This window comes from Streptomyces sp. NBC_01717, from assembly GCF_036248255.1.
Taxonomy (GTDB): Bacteria; Actinomycetota; Actinomycetes; order Streptomycetales; family Streptomycetaceae; genus Streptomyces.
Genome location: NZ_CP109178.1, coordinates 3,823,078 through 3,837,491, shown reverse-complemented (window position 1 = coordinate 3,837,491; position 14,414 = coordinate 3,823,078). Strand labels below are relative to the sequence as shown.

19 protein-coding genes are annotated in these 14,414 nt (G+C 70.5%); 10 read left to right on the top strand and 9 right to left on the bottom strand.

Annotated elements, in window-relative coordinates:
• Positions 1 to 23: 23 nt before the first annotated feature.
• The 3 genes from OHB49_RS17185 (at position 24) to OHB49_RS17175 (ending at position 1,783) form a co-directional block, all read left to right on the top strand.
• Positions 24 to 707, top strand: a complete 684-nt coding sequence (locus OHB49_RS17185; RefSeq protein ID WP_030969195.1) for an ABC transporter ATP-binding protein — start codon at positions 24 to 26, stop codon at positions 705 to 707.
• 104 nt (positions 708 to 811) lie between these two features.
• Positions 812 to 1,324 carry a hypothetical protein gene (locus OHB49_RS17180; RefSeq protein ID WP_329161302.1) on the top strand — a complete coding sequence of 171 codons (513 nt, stop codon included), beginning with the start codon at positions 812 to 814 and terminating at the stop codon, positions 1,322 to 1,324.
• Positions 1,325 to 1,426: 102 nt separating this feature from the next.
• Complete coding sequence (locus OHB49_RS17175; protein WP_030969198.1) at positions 1,427 to 1,783, top strand: DUF1330 domain-containing protein; 357 nt, start codon at positions 1,427 to 1,429, stop codon at positions 1,781 to 1,783.
• Between the two features lie 67 nt (positions 1,784 to 1,850).
• Here the strand turns inward: OHB49_RS17175 and OHB49_RS17170 are convergent, their stop codons facing one another.
• The gene (locus OHB49_RS17170; protein WP_329166512.1) at positions 1,851 to 2,261 is read right to left on the bottom strand and encodes a YrdB family protein; all 411 of its coding nucleotides are present in this window, start codon (positions 2,259 to 2,261) and stop codon (positions 1,851 to 1,853) included.
• A gap of 233 nt (positions 2,262 to 2,494) precedes the next feature.
• Here OHB49_RS17170 and msrA point away from each other — a divergent pair, with 233 nt between their 5' ends.
• On the top strand, positions 2,495 to 3,007 hold the full coding sequence (gene msrA, locus OHB49_RS17165; protein ID WP_030969202.1) for a peptide-methionine (S)-S-oxide reductase MsrA: 513 nt from the start codon (positions 2,495 to 2,497) through the stop codon (positions 3,005 to 3,007).
• A gap of 136 nt (positions 3,008 to 3,143) precedes the next feature.
• Here the strand turns inward: msrA and OHB49_RS17160 are convergent, their stop codons facing one another.
• The 3 genes from OHB49_RS17160 to OHB49_RS17150 all read right to left on the bottom strand — a co-directional run bounded on the left by OHB49_RS17160 (position 3,144) and on the right by OHB49_RS17150 (position 5,866).
• The gene (locus OHB49_RS17160) at positions 3,144 to 4,283 is read right to left on the bottom strand and encodes a hypothetical protein (protein ID WP_329161301.1); all 1,140 of its coding nucleotides are present in this window, start codon (positions 4,281 to 4,283) and stop codon (positions 3,144 to 3,146) included.
• Positions 4,284 to 4,353: 70 nt separating this feature from the next.
• Positions 4,354 to 4,725, bottom strand: coding sequence for a hypothetical protein (locus OHB49_RS17155; protein ID WP_329161299.1), 372 nt, complete (start codon positions 4,723 to 4,725; stop codon positions 4,354 to 4,356).
• Positions 4,726 to 4,762: 37 nt separating this feature from the next.
• Positions 4,763 to 5,866, bottom strand: a complete 1,104-nt coding sequence (locus OHB49_RS17150) for a hypothetical protein (protein WP_329161297.1) — start codon at positions 5,864 to 5,866, stop codon at positions 4,763 to 4,765.
• Between the two features lie 67 nt (positions 5,867 to 5,933).
• On the opposite strand from OHB49_RS17150, the gene OHB49_RS17145 reads away from it, so the two are divergent.
• Positions 5,934 to 7,079 carry a cystathionine gamma-synthase gene (locus OHB49_RS17145; protein ID WP_030969209.1) on the top strand — a complete coding sequence of 382 codons (1,146 nt, stop codon included), beginning with the start codon at positions 5,934 to 5,936 and terminating at the stop codon, positions 7,077 to 7,079.
• Positions 7,080 to 7,181: 102 nt separating this feature from the next.
• Here the strand turns inward: OHB49_RS17145 and OHB49_RS17140 are convergent, their stop codons facing one another.
• The 3 genes from OHB49_RS17140 to OHB49_RS17130 all read right to left on the bottom strand — a co-directional run bounded on the left by OHB49_RS17140 (position 7,182) and on the right by OHB49_RS17130 (position 8,552).
• Positions 7,182 to 7,394: a hypothetical protein gene (locus tag OHB49_RS17140; protein ID WP_052189325.1), complete on the bottom strand. Its 213-nt coding sequence runs from the start codon at positions 7,392 to 7,394 to the stop codon at positions 7,182 to 7,184.
• Between the two features lie 35 nt (positions 7,395 to 7,429).
• Positions 7,430 to 7,936, bottom strand: a complete 507-nt coding sequence (locus OHB49_RS17135; protein ID WP_052189379.1) for an RNA polymerase — start codon at positions 7,934 to 7,936, stop codon at positions 7,430 to 7,432.
• Positions 7,937 to 8,027: 91 nt separating this feature from the next.
• Entirely contained in the window at positions 8,028 to 8,552 is a 525-nt protein-coding gene (locus OHB49_RS17130) for a MarR family winged helix-turn-helix transcriptional regulator (RefSeq protein ID WP_329161290.1), read from the bottom strand.
• A gap of 156 nt (positions 8,553 to 8,708) precedes the next feature.
• On the opposite strand from OHB49_RS17130, the gene ilvA reads away from it, so the two are divergent.
• The 3 genes from ilvA (at position 8,709) to OHB49_RS17115 (ending at position 11,910) form a co-directional block, all read left to right on the top strand.
• Positions 8,709 to 9,938 carry a threonine ammonia-lyase gene (gene ilvA / locus OHB49_RS17125; RefSeq protein ID WP_030969217.1) on the top strand — a complete coding sequence of 410 codons (1,230 nt, stop codon included), beginning with the start codon at positions 8,709 to 8,711 and terminating at the stop codon, positions 9,936 to 9,938.
• A 98-nt stretch (positions 9,939 to 10,036) separates the two neighbouring features.
• A complete protein-coding gene (locus tag OHB49_RS17120; protein WP_329161288.1) occupies positions 10,037 to 11,062 on the top strand; it encodes an ATP-binding cassette domain-containing protein in 1,026 nt (341 codons plus the stop codon).
• Positions 11,059 to 11,910: an ABC transporter permease gene (locus OHB49_RS17115; RefSeq protein WP_030969222.1), complete on the top strand. Its 852-nt coding sequence runs from the start codon at positions 11,059 to 11,061 to the stop codon at positions 11,908 to 11,910. The genes OHB49_RS17120 and OHB49_RS17115 overlap by 4 nt, the downstream gene beginning before the upstream one ends.
• Positions 11,911 to 11,972: 62 nt before the next feature.
• On the opposite strand, the gene greA is transcribed toward OHB49_RS17115, so the two are convergent.
• Positions 11,973 to 12,470 (bottom strand): transcription elongation factor GreA, encoded by a 498-nt coding sequence (gene greA / locus OHB49_RS17110; protein WP_030914765.1) that lies wholly within the window; start codon positions 12,468 to 12,470, stop codon positions 11,973 to 11,975.
• 203 nt (positions 12,471 to 12,673) lie between these two features.
• Positions 12,674 to 13,090: a DUF4307 domain-containing protein gene (locus OHB49_RS17105; protein WP_030969224.1), complete on the bottom strand. Its 417-nt coding sequence runs from the start codon at positions 13,088 to 13,090 to the stop codon at positions 12,674 to 12,676.
• Positions 13,091 to 13,238: 148 nt separating this feature from the next.
• On the opposite strand from OHB49_RS17105, the gene mca reads away from it, so the two are divergent.
• Positions 13,239 to 14,120 (top strand): mycothiol conjugate amidase Mca, encoded by an 882-nt coding sequence (mca, locus tag OHB49_RS17100; RefSeq protein ID WP_093929501.1) that lies wholly within the window; start codon positions 13,239 to 13,241, stop codon positions 14,118 to 14,120.
• A gap of 1 nt (position 14,121) precedes the next feature.
• Positions 14,122 to 14,361 carry a hypothetical protein gene (locus OHB49_RS17095; protein WP_037851702.1) on the top strand — a complete coding sequence of 80 codons (240 nt, stop codon included), beginning with the start codon at positions 14,122 to 14,124 and terminating at the stop codon, positions 14,359 to 14,361.
• Positions 14,362 to 14,414 lie beyond the last annotated feature (53 nt).

The following is a 14,414-nucleotide window of genomic DNA, read 5'->3' as shown; positions in this document are numbered from 1 at the left end:
TCTGTTCCAGCAGGAGTTGACCCATGTACACCCTCAGAGACGTCACCAAGCGCTATACCCGCGGCAAGTCCACCGTCAATGCGCTCGCCGGTGTCGATCTGACCATCGAGGACGGCGGCCGGCTCGTCATCCAGGGCCCCACGGGCGGCGGCAAGTCCACACTGCTGCAGATGCTCGGCGGCCTCGACCGGCCCACGAGCGGCAGCGTCGAACTCGACGGTGTGGACCTCGCGAAGCTCAGCGAGGCCAAGCTCACCAAGGTGCGCGCGCAGAACATCGGCTTCGTCTTCCAGAGCTTCAACCTCATCCCGACGCTGACTGCGCAGGAGAACGTCGAAACGGCGCTCGTCCCGCTCGGGGGCAAGGCGTCGGAGCGACGCGCGCGGGCCGCGGAGGCACTGGAATCCGTCGGACTCGGTGAGCGGCTCGGACACCTCCCCGGCGAGATGTCCGGTGGCCAGCAGCAGCGCGTGGCGATCGCACGGGCCCTGGTCAAGCGGCCCAAGGTGCTGCTCGCGGACGAGCCGACCGGCAACCTCGACGAGTCCATGCGCGACGAGGTCATGGAGGTGCTGGAGACGATGTGGAAGGAGCACGGGCTGACCTTCATCATGGTCACCCACGACAGCGCGATCGCCCGCAGGGCGCCGCGGCTGGCGACCATCCGCAAGGGCCGCGTCACGGTCACGGAGAACGCGGCGGCCTGAACGTAGGCCCCACCGGCCTCCCCTGCGCGGGGTGGCGGCGACGGAGTCGACTCCGTCGCCGCCACCCCGCGCCCCCGTCCGTTCATCGCACTAATCTCACACCCATGACCGCTGCCATCACCGCCATGATCACCGCAGTCGTCGGCGTGCTGGGCACCCTGTTCGCCCCGATACTCGCCCAGCGGCTGACCGCGCGGCAGCGTGGCGAGGAGGCCGAACTGGCCGACGCCCGGCGGAAGTTCGAGGAACGACGCGCCCAGTACACGGCCATGAACCGGGCCTCCCGGCAGTTCCACACCCTCCTCAAGGACGCCCTCCACCGGATCAGGGACCGCGTTTACACGGAGCAGGAACGCGCCCAGCTCGAAGAGGCACGCCTCGACCACCGCGACCGCTACGCCGAGGCGCAGATGATCGTCCCCGAGCGCATCCTGCAGGCGTCCCGCGACCTCAACCGGGTCCTCGCGAACGGTGACGCGGCCATCAAACGCCTGGACCGCGGCCTATCCCGCGACGGCGAGAGCGTCGAGAGGACCCTGGAGAAGCTCAAGGCGGCGGACCCGCACCTCGACACCATGCGGAAGCTGATGCGGGAGGACCTGGGCATCAACGACTGAGCCCCTACCTCGGAGGTAATCGACGGTCCGTACGCCCGCGGGCAGCATGGTGCACACCGGCTGACGGAACCACCGCAGCACGCAGATCCGGAGGGCGACACCATGACCGCATACGCCATAGGCCACCTGCACCCCGCCGCCCACCCCGGCGAGGAGGTTCTCACGTACATCGAACGCATCCAGTCGACCATGGACCCGTTCGGCGGCCGGTTCCTCGTCCATGGCACGCAGGTCGAGGTCGTCGAGGGCGACTGGCCGGGTGCGCTCGTCATCATCGGATTCCCCGACCTGGCGGCCGCCCGCGGCTGGTACGAGTCGGCCGCCTACCAGGAGCTGCTGCCGCTACGGACCCGGAACATGGCGGGCGACGTGGTGCTCGTCGAGGGCGTCGGACCGGAGTACGACGCGTCCGCGACCGCGGCCGCGATGCGGGCGGCGGCCCCGCCGGTCATCAGCTGACGACGGCCGGTCCGGAGCCCGTACGGTCCGCAGATCGGCCCCGCGCGCGAACGCGACACCTCCCCGCTCATCCGTCGCGTTCCGCCGCTTCATCCGCCCGAGGCCGAGGGTGCTGCTTCCCGGGCGCCGGCTTGTGCCGGAAGGTCTCCGCCAGTGCGGTGTTCGCGATGATCACGACGGCGAGCGCCACCGCGCCCGCCGGGTGGCCGACCCGATACAGCCCGAAGGCGCCGCCGCCCAGCACCACGGCCTTGACCGCGAGCACGCCCGCCAGCGGCAGCCGGATCCGGGCGCGTGGCGCGGCGAACAGCCCCCACAGGGTGATGGCGAGCACGGGGATCGCGAAGGCCGGCAGCAGTTTCAGGGTCGTGTTGTCGCCACCGGTGTGGAAGCCCCACCAGGACAGACAGACCAGCGCCGCCAACTCCAGTACGAACGCCAGGCCTTCGTTGGCCGCCCACCAGGGGCGCCCGGTCAGGGCAGGAATCCCCCTGTCGTCCGTGCGGTAATCGCGCATCGGTGCCCCCTCGGCGTCCACGTCTGCGAGCGTACCGGTCCGGTCCGCGCCGGTGGCCGACGACCGCGGGGCCGGTCGGGCGGGCACGGAATCGCTCGGAACCCTCGCGCGTTGGAGCAAGTGGGTAGGGGATGCCGGTGGTGTGTGAACCGAGCAGCCCGAGTGACTGAGCTGACACATATTGGAGGGCTGCAATGGCGGCGCAGACGCAGAGGGCCGTGCTGGCGGGCGGATGCTTCTGGGGGATGCAGGACCTGATCCGCCGAGTCCCGGGCGTGACGGCGACTCGGGTCGGATACACCGGCGGTGACGTGCCGAACGCGACGTACCGTAACCATGGCACGCACGCGGAGGCCATCGAGATCCTTTTCGACCCCGAGCGGACCGACTTCCGCGCGATCCTGGAGTTGTTCTTCCAGATCCACGACCCGAGCACCAAGAACCGTCAGGGCAACGACATCGGCCTCAGCTACCGCTCGGCGATCTACTACGTGGATGACGAACAGAAGCGGATCGCCGAGGACACGATCGCGGATGTGGACGCCTCCGGACTGTGGCCGGGCAAGGTCGTCACCGAGGTCGAGCCGGTCGGCCCCTTCTGGGAGGCCGAGCCCGAGCACCAGGACTACCTGGAGCGTTACCCGGAGGGTTACACCTGCCATTTCCCGCGCCCGGGATGGCGGCTGCCCGCCCGCGCGGAGGGCTGACCGCGAGAGGCAACCCGGCGTCGGGCGCTCGGGCCGTCCGGGACGTCGGGACTGCGTACCGAGGGGGCTGCTCCGGGGGGCCGCTTCACAACGCGGTGGGGGCGCCGGGGATGCCGGCGCCCCCACCGCGTACCGGTCAGTTCCCGCCCGCGGCCAGGACCTGCGCGGCGCAGAAGTCGCGGGACTGGACGTAGCGCGCCTTCGGGTCCCCGGAGTACGTCCACGGGGCGCTGTCGATGTAGCCGTCGATCGCGCGGTACTGCTCCAGCGCCGCGTCGTACCGGTCCTGCCAGTACAGCAGCCAGGCGAGCAGATGGCGGACCCGGACGATCCGCCGGTCCTCGGGGTCGGCCGCCGCGGCAGCTGCCACGTCGATCAGGCAGGCGTCGACCGCGGCGATCAGCTCGGGGCTCTTGTAGAACACGTCCGGGTCCAGATCCTGCTCCGCCGACTCCTGCTCGAACGCGGCGTAGAGCGGGAGGAGGGAGAGCAGCCGGCCGGGGCTGCCCTTCTGCGCGGCCTCGCGCGCGAAGTGGTCGGCCAGCTCGTGCGAGCCGCACCACTTGCGGCACCAGTACTGGAGCGCCGAAGTGTGAGCCGCGAGGTGGTGGGCGTCGCGCTTCTCGATCTCGGCCCACAGAGTGCGGAAGTCGTCGTGCCCGTAGCCGAGACCGAGAGCGCAGGAGATCTCGGCGATGTACGGGCACGGGTCGTCTCCGGCCAGCTCCTGGGCCTCGTGGCAGGCCTCCCTGGCCTGGGCCATCATCCGGTGGAAGCCGGCGAACTGCTCCTGCGTGGTGTACTTCGCCTGTTTCGCGCCACGGATGTCCGCGGCGACGCTGATCAGCGCGCCGGCATGCACGAAGGCCGCTCCCGCGTCCTTGGGCTGCGCGGTGCGCCAGGCCAGCAGCCAGGTGTCGTCGGCCGCGGCCTCGTCCTGGAGGACGCCGGCCCGCCGGTAGCGCTCCTGCCAGTCCCGGCCCGCCTCGGCGAGGAAGTCGGCGCCCGCCTGCCAGTTCCCGGACCGGACGGTGGCGCGTATCTCCTCTTCGCGCGGGTCAGGGGCGGCAGCATGCGCGGTGTCGAGCTCGTCGGCCGGTACGAGGCCGAGCTCCGCGGCGGCCCTCGCCGGGCCGGACTTCCGGCTCCGGCGCGCGCGGGGCGCCGAGGGGGCGGCGCCGGATGTGCCTTCCACGAATTCCGACGTCTTCTTCCGCGCCTTCAGCCAGAAGTACACGCCGAGAGCGATCACCAGCAGGGGTATCAGTCGTGCCACGGGGGGGTCCGGTCCAATCCAGAGAGGTGAGCTCGGGGGAGGGGAGAAGGGATAGGGGAAGGGAGTGGCCCTAGGCGGCGAGCAGTTTGCGCAGCGGTTCCGTGTCCGGAACATCCTCCACCGCCGCATCCGGCGCCGCCGGGAGGGTCTCCTCGTACCCTTCAGGCAGCTTCAGTGTCGCGGAGTCGGTCCAGGAGAGCTGCCAGCGGGCCTGCCCCTGCCGTACCAGCTCGCCGCCGGCCAGTTGCAGCAGTCCCGCCCGCAGCCGAGGTCTTGCGAACTCGCGGGCCGCGCGGCCGGTCGCGGTGCCGGCCTCGTCGGACTTGGGGAGGCGGTCGGCGATCTGCCACAGCGCACCCGCGTCGATCCCGTCGAGTGCGGCGGTCAGCGCGCGCGGCAACGTGGTCCGTGAGCAGTCCGGAACCAGCGGCGGAACAATCACCGTACAGGCGCTGAACAGGCACGGAGCCGCCCCGCGGCTACCTCGGCAGCGTCGCGGGACTGCCGCCGTTCGCCTCGTACCCGGCGACCGCGAGCGCCCGGTACACCGTGTACTCGGCGGCCGGGTCGGAACTCTGCGTCCACGGCAGCGCGCCCACATGCCCGTCGATGTGGACGAGTTGGTTCATCGCCTCCGACCAGCGCTCCATCCGCACCAGGAACAGCACCAGCAGATGCCGGACATGGGCGAGCATCGGATCGTCGGGACGCGCGGCGTGCACCGCGAACAGCGCGCCCTCGACCGCCTTCGTCAACACCAGGCTCTCGTAGAAGCCGCTGACGAGATTGACCTCGGGCAGATGCTCGTACACCGCGAACAGCGGCAGCGCGGCCAGCAGCGAGCCCTGCGGGGCGCGGGCGGCCGCCGAAACGGCGAAGCGGTCGGCCTCCTCGCGGGAGCCGTGCCACTTCTCGCACCAGAAGTGCAGCGCCGCGATGTGCGCACCCATGTGTGCCGGGGCCCGGTCGATGATCTTCACCCAGAGCTGGTCGAACTCCTCGTGGGAGTAGCCGAGTCCGCGGGCGACGGCCAGTTCGACGATGTACGGGACCGGATCACCGGGCGCCAGCAGGGCCGCCTCGCCGCAGACCGTACGGGCCTCCTCCAGAATGATCCGGAAGTCGTCCGTCCCCGCGGTGGAGGACCGCCACGCCTGCTGGACCAGGAATTCGGCATGCACGGCCGCACCGCCCGCGTCCTTCGGCGACTCGGCCCGCCACGACCGCAGCCACGCACCACCGGCACCCGGGGCCTGCATCAGCTCGAGCGACGCGGCGCCGGCGAACGCCTGCACCCGCTGCCACCGCACCTCGCTCTCCTTCGGCGTCCCGGCCAGCAACTGCGAGGCCGCGCGCCAGTCCTGGGTGCGCTGCACGACATCGAGGACATCGAGGAGATCCTGATCGGGGCCCGGCATCCGGACGTCCAGTTCCTCCTGGCGTACGAAGCCGTACGTGTCGGGGTCGGCGGCGTCCGGGGAGCCGGGCGCGACCTGGTGGATGCCGGACCTGCGGCGCAGCACGAAGGGGCCGATCACCGCGGCGAGCATGCACAGCGCGATGAGGAACCAGAGAATCTCCATACGCCCATTGTCACCGGACGGCGCAGTGGCCGTGGATCACCCCTGTGACGAACTACGCTCGGGCCCCATGAGCGACCAGCACAGCTTCGAGACCCTCGCGATCCACGCGGGCAACGCTGCCGACCCCCTCACCGGTGCCGTTGTTCCGCCCATCTATCAGGTGTCCACGTACAAGCAGGACGGCGTCGGCGGGCTCCGCGGCGGCTACGAGTACAGCCGTAGCGCCAACCCGACGCGCACCGCACTGGAGGAGAATCTCGCGGCCGTCGAGGGCGGCCGCCGCGGTCTCGCCTTCGCGTCCGGGCTCGCGGCGGAGGACTGCCTGCTGCGTACGCTGCTGTACCCCGGGGCGCATGTCGTCATCCCGAACGACGCGTACGGCGGCACCTTCCGGCTCTTCGCCAAGGTGGTCAAGCGGTGGGGCGTCGACTTCTCCGTCGCGGACACCTCCGACCCGGCGGCGGTCCGGGCCGCGGTCAACGACCGTACGAAGGTCATCTGGGTGGAGACGCCGTCCAACCCGCTGCTCGGCATCACCGACATCGCGGCCGTCGCGGACGTGGCCCGCACCGCGGGTGCCCGGCTGGTCGTCGACAACACCTTCGCCAGCCCCTATCTGCAGCAGCCGATCGCGCTCGGCGCGGACGTCGTCGTGCACTCGCTGACCAAGTACATGGGCGGCCACTCGGACGTCGTCGGCGGTGCGCTGATCGCCGCGGACGCGGGGCTCGGCGAGGAACTGGCGTACCACCAGAACGCGATGGGGGCGGTCGCCGGACCGTTCGACTCCTGGCTGGTGCTGCGTGGCATCAAGACGCTGCCGGTCCGGATGGACCGGCACAGCGAGAATGCCGCCAAGGTCGCCGAGCTGCTGACCCGGCACCCCAAGGTGACCCAGGTCCTCTATCCGGGGCTGCCGGAGCACCCGGGGCACGAGATCGCCGCCAAGCAGATGAAGGCGTTCGGCGGCATGGTGTCGTTCCGCGTCGAGGGCGGCGAGGAGGCGGCGGTCGAGGTCTGCAACCGGGCGAAGCTGTTCACGCTCGGCGAGTCCCTCGGCGGCGTCGAGTCCCTGGTGGAGCACCCGGGCCGGATGACCCACGCCTCGGTGGCGGGCTCGGCGCTGGAGGTGCCGGCCGACCTGGTCCGGCTGTCCGTCGGCATCGAGTCGGCGGACGACCTGATGGCCGACCTGACGCAGGCGCTCGGCTAGAACGTTCCGTCCTGGGACGGATGGTGACCCCGAGGCGCCGGGCGGGCCGACTCGCTGCCCGCCCGGCGTGGCGGTCCAGGGTGTTTCCGTGCGAATCCGGGCTCACCAGCCTTCCAGGGGTGGTGTCGTCTCTGCGGGCGGCACCTGCCACGGTTCGGTGACCACCGCCCACACCATGAACGCGGCCACCGCCAGGAACAGCACCGTCAGCGCCAGCGCGCGGGCCGCCCGGTGGCGGCGCAGCATGCGGCCGCCGCGCTCCGCCGCCCGCTCCGTCAGACCGGCGGGGACCTGCGGATGCGGCCCGTCCAGCATCCGCCGGACGTGGTCCTCCCTGCGGCCGGGGCGCTTCACGGCGCGGCCCCCAGCGGCCCCATGGTCCAGCGCCTGGTCCGGCGCCGCGGGGTGGGCCCCCGGGGGTCACCCATGGTGGCCACCGAGCGGTTGCAGATCGCCCGGACCCGGTCCACCGGAAGCCCCAGCAGCGCGGCGGTCTGCTCCTCCGCGACACCCTCGTACAGCCGCAGTACGAGGACCAGCCGCGCTTTCGGGGCCAGCGGGTCCAGCAGGCCGCCGCGCGGCCGGTGGTGGCGCCATGCCTCCCGGGCGAACCGGGAGGCCAGCTCCTGCCGGGTGCGGTTGTACGGATCCTCGCCGTGCAGCCGGTCCCAGTCCGCGTATGTACGCGCCAGCGCGTCGGTCAGCAGGCGCAGCGCCCGTTCGTTGCTCCCGGGCGGCTGTGAGGGTTCGGCGGTGAGCAGCGTGGCAGTGTGCAGCAGGCGGCCGCCCGCGCCCGCCACAAAGGCCTCGAACTCCTGGGCGCGGCGCCGCTGAGGACCCGCCTGCCGCTCTCGCATCCCCACATGGCAGCGCCGCCGACCACCCCTGGTCAAGAGGTCGGACCGAGCGAATGCCACCCCCGAGGCGCCGCCCGGCGCTCCGCCCGGGTCAGCTGGTCGTCGGCTGATGCGTCTGCCGTGCGGCCAGCGACGCGTTGAATCGCGTCAGCAGAGTGCAGAACATGTCCCGCTCCTCCGCCGTCCAGTCCTGCGTCACCTGCGACATCAGCTCCCGCCGCGATGCCCGCACCTCGTCGAGCCGGGCCTGCCCGCGCGGCGACAGCTGGAGCACGACCGCGCGGCCGTCCTCCGGGTGCGACGTGCGCTTGACCAGACCGGTGTCGACGAGCGGCGCGACCTGGCGGGTCACGGTCGAGGAGTCGATCCCCATCCCCGCGGCCAGCGCCTTGACGCCCATCGGGCCTTCCCGGTCCAACCGGTTGAGCAGCAGATAAGCGGCCCGGTCCATGGAATTGCGGACCTGGCCGACACCGCCGAGGCGGGTCTGCTCGGCACGGCGGGCGAACACGGCCACCTGGTGCTGCAGAGCATCGAGGAGGGGGTCGGGACCCGGGAAATCGGGGGTGGCGCCCCCGGAAGGAGACGCAGCTGTCGTCATGTCCTGAGGGGGCATGGCCGGGGGCTCTCTTCGTGCGGTGTCGGATGGGTGGGGGACAGAGTACGCGGCCCCGGGGCAACGCGTACCAGTGCCGCACAAACCTGCGGACAACGACGCAGGACGTCGCCGCGGCGGCGTCCCGCACTGCGGCCGGCTGCGAGACTTGCGGTCATGAACTTCCGTACGCCCCACCCGTTTCCCCCAGTGATCCTCGACGATGTCCGGGGCGCGCAGAAGATGCTCTCCGGTGTGGCCCGGATGACCGCGATGGAGGGCAGCCGCCATCTGTCGGAGCTGGTCGGCGCGCCGGTCCACTTCAAATGCGAGAACCTGCAGCGGACCGGTTCGTTCAAGCTGCGCGGCGCGTACGTACGGATCGCCGGACTGTCCCCGGTGGAGCGGGCGGCCGGGGTCGTCGCCGCGAGCGCCGGAAATCATGCGCAGGGTGTCGCACTCGCCTCTGCGCTGCTGGGCGTACGGGCAACGGTCTTCATGCCGGTCGGGGCGCCGCTGCCGAAGGTCGCCGCGACCCGCGAGTACGGCGCGGAGGTCAGGCTGCACGGCCAGGTCGTGGACGAGACGCTCGCCGCCGCCCAGGAGTACGCCCAGGAGACCGGTGCGGTCTTCATCCACCCCTTCGACCACCCGGACATCATCGCCGGTCAGGGCACCGTCGGCCTGGAGATCCTCGAACAGTGCCCCGAGGTCCGCACGATCGTCGTCGGGATCGGCGGCGGCGGTCTTGCCGCGGGCATCGCCGTCGCGGTGAAGGCCGTCCGGCCCGACGTGCGGATCGTCGGCGTCCAGGCGGCGGGCGCGGCCTGCTACCCGCCCTCCCTGGCGGCCGGCCACCCGGTGGCCATCGACGGGCTGCAGACGATGGCGGACGGCATCAAGGTGGGGCGCCCCGGCGACGTGCCGTTCGGGCTCGTCCAGGAGCTGGTCGACGAGGTCCGCACGGTCTCCGAGGCCGAGCTGTCCAGCGCACTGCTGCTCTGCCTGGAGCGGGCGAAACTCGTGGTGGAGCCGGCCGGGGCGAGCCCCGTCGCCGCGCTTCTGAGCGACCCCCGGTCGTTCCGGGGACCGGTGGTCGCGCTGCTGTCGGGCGGCAATGTGGACCCGCTGCTGATGCAGCGCATCCTGACCCACGGCATGGCGTCGGCGGGCCGCTACCTGAGCCTGCGGGTGCGGCTCACCGACCGCCCGGGCGCGCTGGCCACCCTGCTCGCCTCGTTGTCCGTCGCGGACGCCAACGTCCTCGACATCGGCCATGTACGGACCGATCCGCGGCTCGGGCTCACCGAGGTGGAGGTCGAGCTGCACCTGGAGACCAAGGGGCCGGTCCACTGCGAGGAGGTCACCACGGCGCTGCGGCAGGCGGGGTACGAGGTGACGGTCTGACACGCGGGCCCCTCGGTGTGCGCGTTCACCGGGCGGCGCAAGGCGCACAATCCTAGGATCTGTGAGGGAAGTCACCCGAACGCTCTGGGGGAATCCGTATGCCAGGCGCCATCCATGCCGAAGGTCTGGTGAAGACCTTCGGCGATGTACGAGCACTCGGTGGTGTTGATCTCGACGTGCCGGAAGGCACGGTCCTGGGCCTCCTCGGCCCCAACGGGGCAGGCAAGACGACCGCCGTACGTGTCCTGACGACTCTGCTCCGGCCGGACAGCGGCAGGGCGGTCGTGGCGGGCATCGACGTACTGAAGAGACCCGACGACGTCCGCCGCTCGATCGGGCTCTCCGGCCAGTTCGCCGCGGTCGACGAGTACCTGACCGGCCGCGAGAACCTGCAGATGGTCGGTCAGCTCTACCAGATGAGCCGGCGCGACGCGAAGGCCCGGGCGGGGCAGCTGCTGGAACGCTTCAACCTCGCCGACGCGGCCGACCGGCCGACGAAGACGTACTCCGGAGGGATGCGCCGCCGCCTCGACCTGGCGGCGGCGCTCGTCGTCTCCCCGCCGGTGATGTTCATGGACGAGCCGACGACCGGCCTCGACCCGCGCAACCGGCAGCAGCTGTGGGAGGTCATCGAGGAACTCGTCGCAGGCGGCACGACGCTCCTGCTGACCACCCAGTACCTGGAGGAGGCCGACCGCCTGGCGCACGACATCTGCGTCATCGACCACGGCCTCGTCATCGCCCGCGGCACCTCCGACGAGCTCAAGGCCCAGACCGGCGGTGAGCGCGTCGAGGTCGTCGTCCACCAGCCCGACCAGATCGACCCGGCCCGGGCCGTCCTGGCCCACCTGGGCAAGGGCGAGGTCACCCTCACCCAGCACACCCGCAAACTGACCGTCCCGGTCTCCGGGGGCGCCAAACTGCTCGCCGAGATCATCCGGGATCTCGACACCCGAGGGGTCGAGATCGACGACATCGGCCTGCGCCGCCCGACCCTCGACGACGTGTTCCTCTCGCTCACCGGCCATGTGGCCGAGCTGACGGAGACGGACGACAACGGGACCGTCCCCCGCGGACGCGGGGCGCAGACCGGCCGGAAGGCCGGACAGGAGGCCGCGAAGTGACTGCCACGACGGAAACGCTGCACGTCGCGGCCCCCCGCCCCGGCGGTTCCCTGGGCCGCTCGGTCCGCGACTCCCTCGTCGTTGCCCGGCGCAACCTGATCCGGATGACCCGGATCCCCGAGATGGTGATCTTCGGGCTGATCCAGCCGATCATGTTCGTGGTGCTGTTCAGCTACGTCTTCGGCGGCTCGATGATGATCGGCGGTTCCACCAGCCCTGCCGAGTACCGCAACTTCCTGATGGCCGGCATCTTCGCCCAGACCGTGACCTTCGCCACCGCCGGTGCCGGCGCCGGTATCGCGGACGACATGCACAAGGGCCTCATCGACCGGTTCCGCTCGCTGCCCATGGCACGCGGTGCGGTGCTCACCGGACGTACGCTCGCCGACCTCGTCCAGACGACGCTCACCCTGGTCGTCCTCGCGGTCGTCGCCCTGCTGGTCGGCTGGCGCACCCAGGAGAACGCAGGCAAGGTGCTCGGCGGCTTCGCGCTGCTGCTCCTGCTGGGCTACGCCTTCTCCTGGATCGGGGCACTGATCGGTCTCTCGGTCCGCACCCCCGAAGCGGCCACCTCGGGCGGCCTCATCTGGCTCTTCCCGGTCACGTTCATCTCGAACGCCTTCGTGCCCACCGAGAACATGGCGAGCTGGCTCCAGCCGATCGCCGAATGGAACCCGTTCAGCGCGACCGTGCAGGCCTGCCGCGAGCTCTTCGGGAACCCGGGCGTCTCACCGTCCGACGCCTGGCCCATGCAGCACCCCGTCTGGGCCTCGCTGATCTGGTCCGTGCTGATCATCGCGGTCTTCCGGACGCTGGCGGTCCGCAAGTACCGCTCGGCGGCCGCCTGAGTGCAGCAAGAAGCCCCGGCCGTCACGCGGCCGGGGCTCCTTGCTGCTGCAGATGTGGCGGGTCAGCCCGTGTACGGCTTCGCCTCGAGGATCTTCACCGAGGCCTTCTTGCCGTTCGGCAGCTCGTACTCGGCGTCCTCACCCATCTTCTTGCCGTTCACGCCGGAACCGAGCGGAGACTGCGGGGAGTACGTCTCGATGTCCGCGCTCGCGTACTCGCGGGAGGCGAGCAGGAACGTCATGGTGTCGTCGGGATCGCCGTCGAACGCGATGGTGACGACCATGCCGGGCTCGACCACGCCGTCGTCGGCGGGGGCCTCGCCGACCTTCGCATGCTCCAGGAGCTGGGTGAGCTGGCGCACCCGCAACTCCATCTTGCCCTGCTCCTCCTTGGCCGCGTGGTACCCGCCGTTCTCCCGGAGGTCACCCTCCTCACGGGCCGCCGCGATCTTTACGGCGATCTCCGTGCGCGCGGGACCAGACAGGTACTCCAGCTCGGCCTTGAGCTGGTTGTACGCCTCCTGCGTGAGCCAGGTGACGTTTTCGCTGGTCTGGGTCACAGGTGCTCCTAGTCGGTACTGGAAATACAAGCGTCGATACTGGGAATACAAAGCATCGCCCTACCCAGAAGCATGTGCCTCCACGGGTGGGCGAAACCACGAGCCTAACAATTCCGCAGGAAAAGGGGGAGAAGGTAAACCGCTACGACCGCGTCAACGCAGGTCAGGGACGATAGCCGCAGGTCGGAGCCGGTCCGTGCCGGTCAACGCGACGCCCCGCCGTCGGCGGTGCAGCCCAGCAATTCCACGCTGGTCGCCCGTGACGTCGTACGCAACGAGACGATCCGGTCGATCCGGTCGGAGCGGTCGTCGAACCGGATGTCCTTCCGGGCCACGTCGTCGCCGTCCACGCGCTGCGAGCGGAGCGTGCAGTAGCCCTTCGCGTCCCGGTCCTTGCGGACCTCCAGGTGGACGTCGACCCGCTCGGCCGAGACAATCTTGAACTTGATCACCTCGGCGCTGATCTTCTGGCCCGCCACGTAGTCGTAACCGATCCAGCCGACCACGCCGAGCAGTGCGACGCCCAGCATCGCGCCGATGATCCTGAGCTTGCGGTCCGCGCGCTCGTCCGCGGAGCGCCCGTATCGGCCCTCCGGAAGTGCTTCACGCACCGCAGTCATGATCGTTCCTTCCGTACCGGGGGATCGCGGAATTTTCCACCCCCGGCTTCGGTCACTATAGAAGTCTGCCACCCGCGCCCGACCGCCACCCCGCACGTCCCTACGGGACGGCAGCACTCAATGGCGACCAATCACTGAGGATCGAGTCTTGACTGAGCAGCTTCGACTGATGGCCGTACACGCCCACCCCGACGACGAGTCGAGCAAGGGCGCGGCCACCATGGCCAAGTATGTGTCCGAGGGGGTGGACGTGCTGGTCGTGACCTGCACGGGCGGTGAGCGCGGCTCCATCCTCAACCCGAAACTCCAGGGCGACGCGTACATCCAGGAGCACATCCACGAGGTACGCAAGAAGGAGATGGACGAGGCCCGGGAGATCCTGGGCGTCAAGCAGGAGTGGCTCGGCTTCGTCGACTCCGGGCTGCCCGAGGGCGACCCGCTGCCGCCGCTGCCCGAGGGCTGCTTCGCGCTGGAGGACGACGAGAAGGCGGCGGCGCGTCTCGTCCGGAGCATCCGCGCGTTCCGTCCGCACGTCATCACCACGTACGACGAGAACGGTGGGTACCCCCACCCCGACCACATCATGACCCACAAGATCTCGATGATCGCGTTCGACGGCGCCGCGGACACCGAGACGTTCCCCGAGGTGGAGTTCGGCCCGGCCTGGCAGCCGCAGAAGCTCTACTACAACCAGGGCTTCAACCGTCCGCGCACGGTCGCGCTGCACGAGGCGCTGCTCGCCCGCGGCCTGGAGTCGCCGTACGGCGAGTGGCTGGAGCGCTGGAAGGAGTTCGAGCGCGTCGAGCGGACGCTGACCACCCACGTTCCGTGCGCCGAGTTCTTCGAGATCCGGGACAAGGCGCTGATCGCGCACGCCACCCAGATCGACCCCGACGGCGGCTGGTTCCGGGTTCCGATGGACATCCAGCGGGAGGTCTGGCCGACCGAGGAGTACGAGCTGGCGAAGTCTCTCGTCGATACGTCCCTCCCCGAGAGCGACCTCTTCGCGGGCATCCGCGACAATGCCTGATATGTACGCGACCCAGGCACTGACCCACGTCGTTCCTCTCGCCGAGGAATTCGACAAGAACAAGGTGACACCCGGCGTCCTCGGCTTCATCGTCTTCGCGGCGCTCGCGGTGGGCGTGTGGCTGCTGATGAAGTCCATGAACCGGCACATGGGCAAGGTGAACTTCGAGGAGGCACCGGATCCCGACGCGGTGTCCGCCGACGCCGAGACATCGGGAACCGCTACCGGGCGCGCCCGGTAACGCTCCGTCCCCACCTGCCGGACGGGCTTGATCCACCGCCCGTCCGGCACATG

Excerpts from the sequence above, each read along its gene's own strand:
- OHB49_RS17185 (WP_030969195.1), top strand. The coding sequence starts at position 24 with ATGTACACCCTCAGAGACGTCACCAAGCGCTATACCCGCGGCAAGTCC.
- OHB49_RS17180 (WP_329161302.1), top strand. The coding sequence starts at position 812 with ATGACCGCTGCCATCACCGCCATGATCACCGCAGTCGTCGGCGTGCTG.
- OHB49_RS17175 (WP_030969198.1), top strand. The coding sequence starts at position 1,427 with ATGACCGCATACGCCATAGGCCACCTGCACCCCGCCGCCCACCCCGGC.
- msrA (WP_030969202.1), top strand. The coding sequence starts at position 2,495 with ATGGCGGCGCAGACGCAGAGGGCCGTGCTGGCGGGCGGATGCTTCTGG.
- OHB49_RS17150 (WP_329161297.1), bottom strand. The coding sequence starts at position 5,866 with ATGGAGATTCTCTGGTTCCTCATCGCGCTGTGCATGCTCGCCGCGGTG.
- OHB49_RS17145 (WP_030969209.1), top strand. The coding sequence starts at position 5,934 with ATGAGCGACCAGCACAGCTTCGAGACCCTCGCGATCCACGCGGGCAAC.
- OHB49_RS17140 (WP_052189325.1), bottom strand. The coding sequence starts at position 7,394 with ATGCTGGACGGGCCGCATCCGCAGGTCCCCGCCGGTCTGACGGAGCGG.
- OHB49_RS17135 (WP_052189379.1), bottom strand. The coding sequence starts at position 7,936 with ATGCGAGAGCGGCAGGCGGGTCCTCAGCGGCGCCGCGCCCAGGAGTTC.
- OHB49_RS17130 (WP_329161290.1), bottom strand. The coding sequence starts at position 8,552 with ATGCCCCCTCAGGACATGACGACAGCTGCGTCTCCTTCCGGGGGCGCC.
- ilvA (WP_030969217.1), top strand. The coding sequence starts at position 8,709 with ATGAACTTCCGTACGCCCCACCCGTTTCCCCCAGTGATCCTCGACGAT.
- OHB49_RS17120 (WP_329161288.1), top strand. The coding sequence starts at position 10,037 with ATGCCAGGCGCCATCCATGCCGAAGGTCTGGTGAAGACCTTCGGCGAT.
- OHB49_RS17105 (WP_030969224.1), bottom strand. The coding sequence starts at position 13,090 with ATGACTGCGGTGCGTGAAGCACTTCCGGAGGGCCGATACGGGCGCTCC.
- OHB49_RS17095 (WP_037851702.1), top strand. The coding sequence starts at position 14,122 with ATGTACGCGACCCAGGCACTGACCCACGTCGTTCCTCTCGCCGAGGAA.